The organism is Ilyobacter sp. (assembly GCF_041583315.1).
Taxonomy (GTDB): Bacteria; Fusobacteriota; Fusobacteriia; order Fusobacteriales; family Fusobacteriaceae; genus Ilyobacter.
In genome coordinates, this window is sequence record NZ_JBFHGC010000578.1 from 1 (window position 1) to 1,740 (window position 1,740).

The 1,740-nt window shown below is 32.7% G+C and carries 2 protein-coding genes and 1 pseudogene; all 3 read right to left on the bottom strand.

Annotated elements, in window-relative coordinates:
• On the bottom strand, positions 1-395 hold a 395-nt coding region (locus ABZA26_RS14375; protein WP_372715180.1), incomplete at its 3' end, for a glycosyltransferase.
• Between the two features lie 23 nt (positions 396-418).
• On the bottom strand, positions 419-1,531 hold the full coding sequence (locus tag ABZA26_RS14380) for a glycosyltransferase family 4 protein (protein WP_372715181.1): 1,113 nt from the start codon (positions 1,529-1,531) through the stop codon (positions 419-421).
• A gap of 15 nt (positions 1,532-1,546) precedes the next feature.
• Positions 1,547-1,740, bottom strand: a pseudogene (locus ABZA26_RS14385) (GDP-L-fucose synthase); the annotation flags it as partial.

Sequence of the window (1,740 nt, forward strand, 5' to 3'; positions counted from 1 at the left end):
CCAGTTACAGACCATATAGAGTCATTATCCTCATACATCTCAAGGGCCTCATTCATATATTCCAGGAAGTCATCTGCCAGAATAAGATCGTCTTCTAAAACTATAATTTTGCCATATCTGTTGATTATCTGAGTTACCCCTTCTATTATAGAACGAGCAAGTCCCTTATTTTCTTCCGATTCAAATATTTCTATATTCTTAAATCCTGATATTTTTTTTATAATATCTCTAGTTTCAGAAACTTTTTCTCTCTGCTCTTCTGATTTTGGAGCATCAGAAAATATAAACAGAGGACTGTCCTCAGCAAGTTTATTATTTTTTAATGATTTGATAAGCCCTTCAGTTTCTTTAGGGCGGTTATATACAAATAAAGCTATAGGGGCTATATTCCTCATATGAACCTCCTTTATATAAATATTTATTTTACTGAAGGATTTATTATTTTTTCTACTCTTTTAACAAAATCATTTGATGTATAATTATCTAATGCCGTTTCATAGTTTTGTTTTTGAAATCTTCTTAGTTCTTTTGACACTTTAAATACAGCATCATAAATAGAATGGGGATTTCTTTTGATGCATTCTATTCCATTTACATTCGCTTGAAAGATGTCCCCTATACCCCCTTGATCTGTTGTAACGATAGCACATCCGTTGGCCATAGCTTCTAGGATGGATATAGGCTGACCCTCTATAGGATAATAGGTGGGCAGTATGAAGATATCACTTTCTAACAGAAGGCTTCTCTTTTTTTCTCCTCCTATAATTCCATAATAAGTAACCTTGTCCTTATTTTTTTCAAGGAGACTATAAATATCCTTTTCTAGATTTTTTTCGATATTTCCAGCTAGGTTAAGTTTAAAATTCAGGTGATTTTCTATGAAATATTCCAGAGAGTTGAGAAGATCTAATATCCCCTTTTCTTCCATGAGGTTGCTCAAATAAAGAAGATTTAATATTCCCGGATTCTTATTGAGTTTATTTTCAATGTCATATTTAGAAGATACTATATCTTCAGGAACACCATTGTGACATACAAAAATTTTTTCCGGCGGAAGTACATCCTGAAACATCCATTTTAAACTGTCTCCCAAAACTATTGCACCTTTTGATTTTTTTATTAAAAATTTTAATGTAGATTTTTTCAATTTACCGGCTTCCTGATAAGTATTTCCAAGCTGACCACCGTGACTATGCAGAAAATAGGGTATTCTTTTTATTATACAGGCAAGCATGTAGGGTGAATATCTCATAAACCCTATAAAACTGTGACCAGGCGTAATATAAGCAACGTCGTAGCTATTGGAAAAAATTTTAAAAAGTTCTCCTGAGATATGACCTACTGCAGTAAAAAGTTTTTTAAAAGATATTTTTTTTTGATCTTTTGTACTTTCAATTTTAGAAAGTAAAGCGGTATTGATATGATCTACTCTGTATCCTTTTTTTTCGAGACCACATAAAAGCATTTGATTTGCCATACTCATTCCGTGTACTGGATCTGGAAAAGGACCGATCATTAATAATTTATTCATAAAAATCCCTGACCTTTAGTTATTATCAAGATACCACTGATAGACTCTTTTTATTCCATACTCTAGATCTACCTTATGTTTCCAACCTGTTGAGTGTAGTCTGTCTACATTGAGTGTTTTTCTTGGAGTTCCGTCGGGCTTTGACAAATCGTGGGTAATTGCACCTTCATATCCCACTATTCTTTTTATAAGCTGAGCAAGTTCATCTA

Bases quoted from the DNA above. Each gene is read 5' to 3' on its own strand.
- ABZA26_RS14380 (WP_372715181.1), bottom strand. From the start codon at position 1,531: ATGAATAAATTATTAATGATCGGTCCTTTTCCAGATCCAGTACACGGA.